Origin of the sequence: Pseudofrankia coriaricola, from assembly GCF_001854805.1 — a bacterium.
In the GTDB taxonomy this organism is placed as follows: Bacteria; Actinomycetota; Actinomycetes; order Frankiales; family Frankiaceae; genus Pseudofrankia.
Genome location: NZ_MBLO01000130.1, coordinates 1 through 5,315, shown reverse-complemented (window position 1 = coordinate 5,315; position 5,315 = coordinate 1). Strand labels below are relative to the sequence as shown.

Below are 5,315 nucleotides of genomic sequence, written 5' to 3'. Positions count from 1 at the left end.
TACCGCCCTGACCTGCTCGCGGGCTTCCTGACCGGAACCGGCCTACAACTCGAACCCCCACAGCTGGTCACCTCGCGAGTTCAACGTCAGTAAGCAGCCCCGAACTACGTTGTCTCCTGGACGGCGTCACCGATTCCCGGAGTATCGGAGCCGTGTTCGTGCTGCAGCAGTGCCTCGACGCCCGCCATCACGCGGTCGACGACGCGACTCTCGTGGCGGTTGCGCCCGTTCTACCTGCTAGAATTGTCGACCGCGCCGCGCGCATCGTTCGCGCAATGAAAAATGCCTGCCAGAGGTCGCACGGGTTCATTACATTGACGTTCTGCACCCAGGGACAGTCAATGGCCGCATTTTTGAGTGACGCCGTCCAGGCTGCGTGCGTGGACCACGACCATGACGACGCAACGTTCTGCCGCGTTGAGTCACGTCTAGCTCGTGCGGCTCGGCGGGTCCCGGAGACCGAACGACTCCCTCTCGCCGACGAATTCGTCGCCCGAATTCTCACGGCGCAACACAGTTCGACCAATCCACCGAATAGCGATCTTGACCGGAAGCGGAGGCAACTGGCCTGCCTCGCCGCTTACCTTCCCAAGCACCGCTCCGGTGCGATTCGCGCGGCGTCCCCCGCAGAACTGGAAGCCACCGTTCGACCTGAGACGATCCTGACGCCGTACGGGACACCGGATGAGCGCGATGAGCGACCGCGCGAGGCCGTGAGCCCGACCCATCAGTTGGCAAACGAAGACCGGCACACTGGCTCCGCCGGCCTGGCTGCATCACCGACGGCCGCCGTGACCCTGCACGGTCCCGGTGTCATACAAGAGATCGTCACGCGAAGGGCGCATGCGGCCGCGACCGCAAACCTCGCGCGAGGAAGCAAACCGTCGCAGCCAGATTTCTGGCCCCTATGGCGTCAGGCGATAGCAGACGCCGCTGCGGTCGACCGCCCGACTACGCTTACGCGGACCGTCGACGCTTGCCTAGCTCTCGCAGGAAAATCCTCGCAGACCGAAACGAACGCCACCGCCATCCGCCTTGCGCAGCATCTCGTAACCGTAAACAACTGGTGGCCCGGGGGTGTGCGGTCTCGCGGAAGCATGAAAGCGTGGGAAGACGCCGCAGAAATGGCCGTCAGTTTCATCATGAGAGACGAATCAACTCAAGATTCGTGGATTTCGGAATATTCAGAATAGCAATGGGAAATCGTATGGCGGGTTGCGTCCGAAACCGGAAATTCCTCGCATTCAATAATCGACGGAAAGTTGAATTCGTCGATAGTTCAATCGCTATTGGGAGACGGTCAAACCGACGCGTTTTTGCTTGTTCACGCACGGCCCTTTAATGGACCCTCGCTTTCAACTATCAGACCTCCGGGCAGCTCAAATTCACTGTCCAATCTGCCGGCAGACCAGTCGCGCAGACCCGATCGCGTTACCTCCAGGTGTACATGGCGGTTCTCGGCAGTCTGAAGATCCTCGGGGGTGGCGGCGTAGCCGCCACCCCCATAGGTGCATGGCGGATGGCGGTGACCCGGGTGGGGTTGTGGTTGCCGTTGACCTGGCTGACGTCTCGTGTCGCGCTGTCCGGTGGCGGGCGTGGCGGGAGGGTGCGTGGCTGGCGACCGGGTTGACACTCCAGGGTGAAGACAAACCAAATAACTAGAATAGCCGATACCTAATACTGGTGATGCGCTTATTCGAGTTTGAGATCTGGTTCGCCATTCTGGTGGGCGTCAGACGTTTCTCGCTGGCTTGCTGTCGTTGAAGGTGGCGCGGACATCCATGAGGGCGAATCCGAGGAGGTTGAGGCCGCGCCACCGGGTGGGTGAGGTGGCGTGTGGGTCGTCGGCGGCCAGGCCGATGCCCCAGACACGATCGAGGGGGCTGGCCTCGACCAGGACGCGGTTTCGGGTGCGGAGCAGATAGTCGCGCAGCGTCGGGTGCTGGCCGAATTTCGCTGTGTTGCCGGTGACGACGAGGTCGTGGCGGTGGGTGTCCCAGACCGCGTCGTCGAATCCGCGTACCTGCCGGCCTAGGGCTTTCGCCGCTCCGGGATGTCTCGCGGTCAGGATGCGGGCGGCGGTCTGCTCGTTGCCGAAGAGGCGGGCCTTGCGGTGCATCATGTGGTGCTTGGCGGTCGGGTAGGTGTGAACGCGGCCGACCACCACTGGCTCAGGCAGCCCGTGCCGAGGCTGCCGTCACGTTGGGGCTGGTGGCCCCAGACGAACAGGAACTTCATCCGGGCGCACTGTTGCTCGAGCCGGTGAGCCTCCTCTATCGAGCGGGGCGACGGGTGGGTTTGGCGCGTGCCGATGAAGGTGCCAGGGCCAGGGGTACCCGGCCAACGGTTTCCGCCGGCCCATGCACCTGTCCCTGCCGGCGCGAGTGCAGCCTGATGGTCGCGCCGTCCGTGGGACGGTCCACGCCAGCGAGGAGGCCGTCGTGGCAGCCTGGCCGATCCCGGCTAGCCAGGACGGCCGCCGGCGTCGGGACGGATACGGCGGCCGGGGTGTCGTGGGCGGTGACGTCGCGGGTGTTCTGGTCTGGCGCGGTGTCGTGCGCGGTGGCTGTCGCGGTGTCCTCGGCGGTGTTCGGGCCGGGCAGTGTCCGTGGTTTCAGTGCGGGCCCCGGGTGGGGCGGGCCGGGGGTGGTGGCGATGATCGCGACGGTGCGGGTGTTGCGGGTGCGGGCGCGTGACGTAGGGCAGGTGACGCGGGCGGCGGATGCGGTGGTCGCCTATCTGGAGTCCGGGCAGCCGGGCGCTGCCGTTGGGCTGGCGCGGTACTACGCGGGGGAGCGGGCGGTAGGGCGGGCGCGCGGGCGGGGGGCAGTGCTGGTCGGGCTGCGGGATGCCGTGTCGGGGGAGGCGTTGGCCCGGCTGCTGCGGGGGCGGCATGCGGTGACGGGCCGGCCGTTGCTGGCGGCGACCGGCACCGCTGGCCGGGTTGCGCGACCTGATCACGCTGGCGCTGGCTGGCCCGCCGGCGGTGGGCCCGGCTCGGCGCCTCAGGATGCCGCCGATGGTGCTGGCGCGGAGGTGGCCGCTGCCAGCGCCGATTCGGGTTCTGGCCAGCGCGCGAGCGTTGGTGCTGTTGGTGCTGGCGATCGGCCCGGGTTCGATGCGACGTCCAGTGGCGGGGAGTGGTTGACGTTGGCGGAGGCGGCGGTAGTCGCGGGAGTTGGTGCGTCCTATCTGCGCCGGCTCGTCAGCCGCACGGCGAAGATCCTCGCGACCGCAGGCCATCCGGCGGCCGAGGGCGCCGATCAGGGCTCTGCGGTGGCCAGCGGCCCGGAGGCCAGGCGCCCAGCGGCCAAAGGGAAGGAGAGCGAGGCTGATCGGTTGGTCGGGCGGCGTGGGGCGGATGGGTGGTGGCGGATCCGTCGGGTCGAGGTGGAGCGGTGGTGTGCGGCGCGGACGCCGCCGGCGACGGTGCTGGGCTACGACATGGTGTGTGCGGTGCCGAAGTCGGTGAGCCTGTTGTGGGCGTTCGGCGATGAGGCGCTGCGCGCTGACATCGCGGCGGCGCTGGATGCGGCGGTGGACGCGACGATCGGCTACCTGGAGCGGCACGCCGTCTTCGGGACGGTGCAGGGGGAGAGCCGGCGGGCGCTGGGTCTGGCGGTGGCGTCGTATCTGCATGACGTGTCGCGGAGCGACGAGGCCCATCTGCACGTCCACAATGTGATGATCAACGCGGTGGTGGTTTCCGCTGGTCATGACGATCCCGGTCCGGGTGGGTGGGAGTGGCGGGCGATCGACGGGGAGGTGCTGCTCGCCCAGGTCAAGACCGCCGGTCATGTCGGTGCGGCGGTGCTGCGCCATGAGCTGTCCGCTCGCCGTGGCATCACCTGGGAGCCGGCCCGTAACAACCTCGCCGAGATCGCCGGTTTCCCGGCGGACCTGCTGGGGGCGTTCTCGACGCGGCACGGCGAGGTGACCGAGGAGTTCGCCCAGCTCGTCGCGGCCGGTCTGGAGCCGTCCGGTGCGACGGTCGCCGCGGCCCAGCTCCGCTCGCGTGCCCCGAAGAAGGTTCTTGCCGATGAGCAGGTAGCCGCGATCCAGCACGACCGGCTTTCCGCCGCGGGCTGGACCGTCGCACAGGTACGCCAGCTCGCCCCCACTCTCGTCGAGCATCCGGTGCCGCGCGCCCAGGTGACGGAGGACGACGTTGCGGCTCTGTTCGCTCAGCTGTCCGGTGCGTCCGGGCTGACCGCGCAGGACACCACGTTTATCCGCCGGGACGTGGTCCGCCAGGTCGCCGGCTGGGCTGGTGATCGGCTCGGGGCCGAGGACATCGAACGGCTGTCCGACCGGTTCCTCGCCGATGGGCGGGTCGTCGTCCTGCACGACGCGACCCGGGCCCGGCGCCGCCACGAACCCGAACCGCTCTACACCACCGAAGATCTGCTGGCGGCCGAGGACACCCTGTTCGCGCTGTACCGCCAGGGCCAGGTCGCCACCGGCGCGCCATCCCGCCGCCTCGTCGGCACGGAGCTCCTCGACACCCACCTGGCCGCCGCGACCCGCTCCGCATCCGGCGGCGCCGCGGGGCCGGCGCTGTCCGCCGAGCAGGCCGACCTCGTCCGCCACCTGCTGACCAGCGGCGACCTGGCCCGGGTCGCGGTCGGCCCGGCCGGTACCGGCAAAACGGAGGCGATGCGGACCCTGACCGCCATCGTCACCGCCGCCGGCCACCCGGTACTGGCGACCGCGCACGGTGGCCGCCAAGCGGAGGAGCTCGGCGAGCGGATCGGCATCCCGGCCCGGGTGGTGGCCAGCTGGCTGACCCTGCTCGACCACGCCGACGACCCGACCAGCGTGTGGCCGGCGGGTTCGGTGCTGATCGTGGACGAGGCGACGCAGGTCGCCACCCGCGACGCCGAACGGCTCCTGCGCTACGCCACCCGCACCGCCACTGTGGTCATCCTGCTGGGCGACCCGGCTCAGCTCGGTTCGGTCGGCGCGGGGGGCTGGTTCGCGCACCTCGCCGCGCACACCCCTAACATCCCGGTGCTGACGACGGTGCACCGGCAGGCGGGTGCGCAGATGGCGCCGGTCCGCGCCGCGCTCGCCGCGCTACGCACCGACACCGCGCCGGCCAGCCGCGCCGCCCTCGACCGGCTCGCCGAGGCCGGCCGGGTCCACCTCGCCGACAGCGCGGACGCGCTGCTGGAACGCGCCGTCGCCGACTGGTACACCGAACGCCGCCACCACCTCGGCGCGACCCGCCCCCGCGCCGACGCGCCAAACCGCGCCGACCCGGACGGCGCGAACCGCGCCGCGCAGGCCAGCGACGCGCCGAACCGGTCCAGCGC

General features: G+C 69.5%; 3 protein-coding genes. 2 read left to right on the top strand and 1 reads right to left on the bottom strand.

Features of this window, described 5'->3' with window-relative positions:
* The first annotated feature begins 152 nt into the window (after positions 1-152).
* On the top strand, positions 153-1,193 hold the full coding sequence (locus BCD48_RS50740; RefSeq protein ID WP_131804048.1) for a hypothetical protein: 1,041 nt from the start codon (positions 153-155) through the stop codon (positions 1,191-1,193).
* Positions 1,194-1,732: 539 nt separating this feature from the next.
* On the opposite strand, the gene ybiA is transcribed toward BCD48_RS50740, so the two are convergent.
* Positions 1,733-2,164 carry a riboflavin biosynthesis intermediates N-glycosidase gene (gene ybiA, locus BCD48_RS19180; protein WP_241841854.1) on the bottom strand — a complete coding sequence of 144 codons (432 nt, stop codon included), beginning with the start codon at positions 2,162-2,164 and terminating at the stop codon, positions 1,733-1,735.
* Between the two features lie 491 nt (positions 2,165-2,655).
* On the opposite strand from ybiA, the gene mobF reads away from it, so the two are divergent.
* A partial coding sequence (gene mobF / locus BCD48_RS19175) for a MobF family relaxase (RefSeq protein ID WP_157910528.1) occupies positions 2,656-5,315 on the top strand: 2,660 nt, incomplete at its 3' end.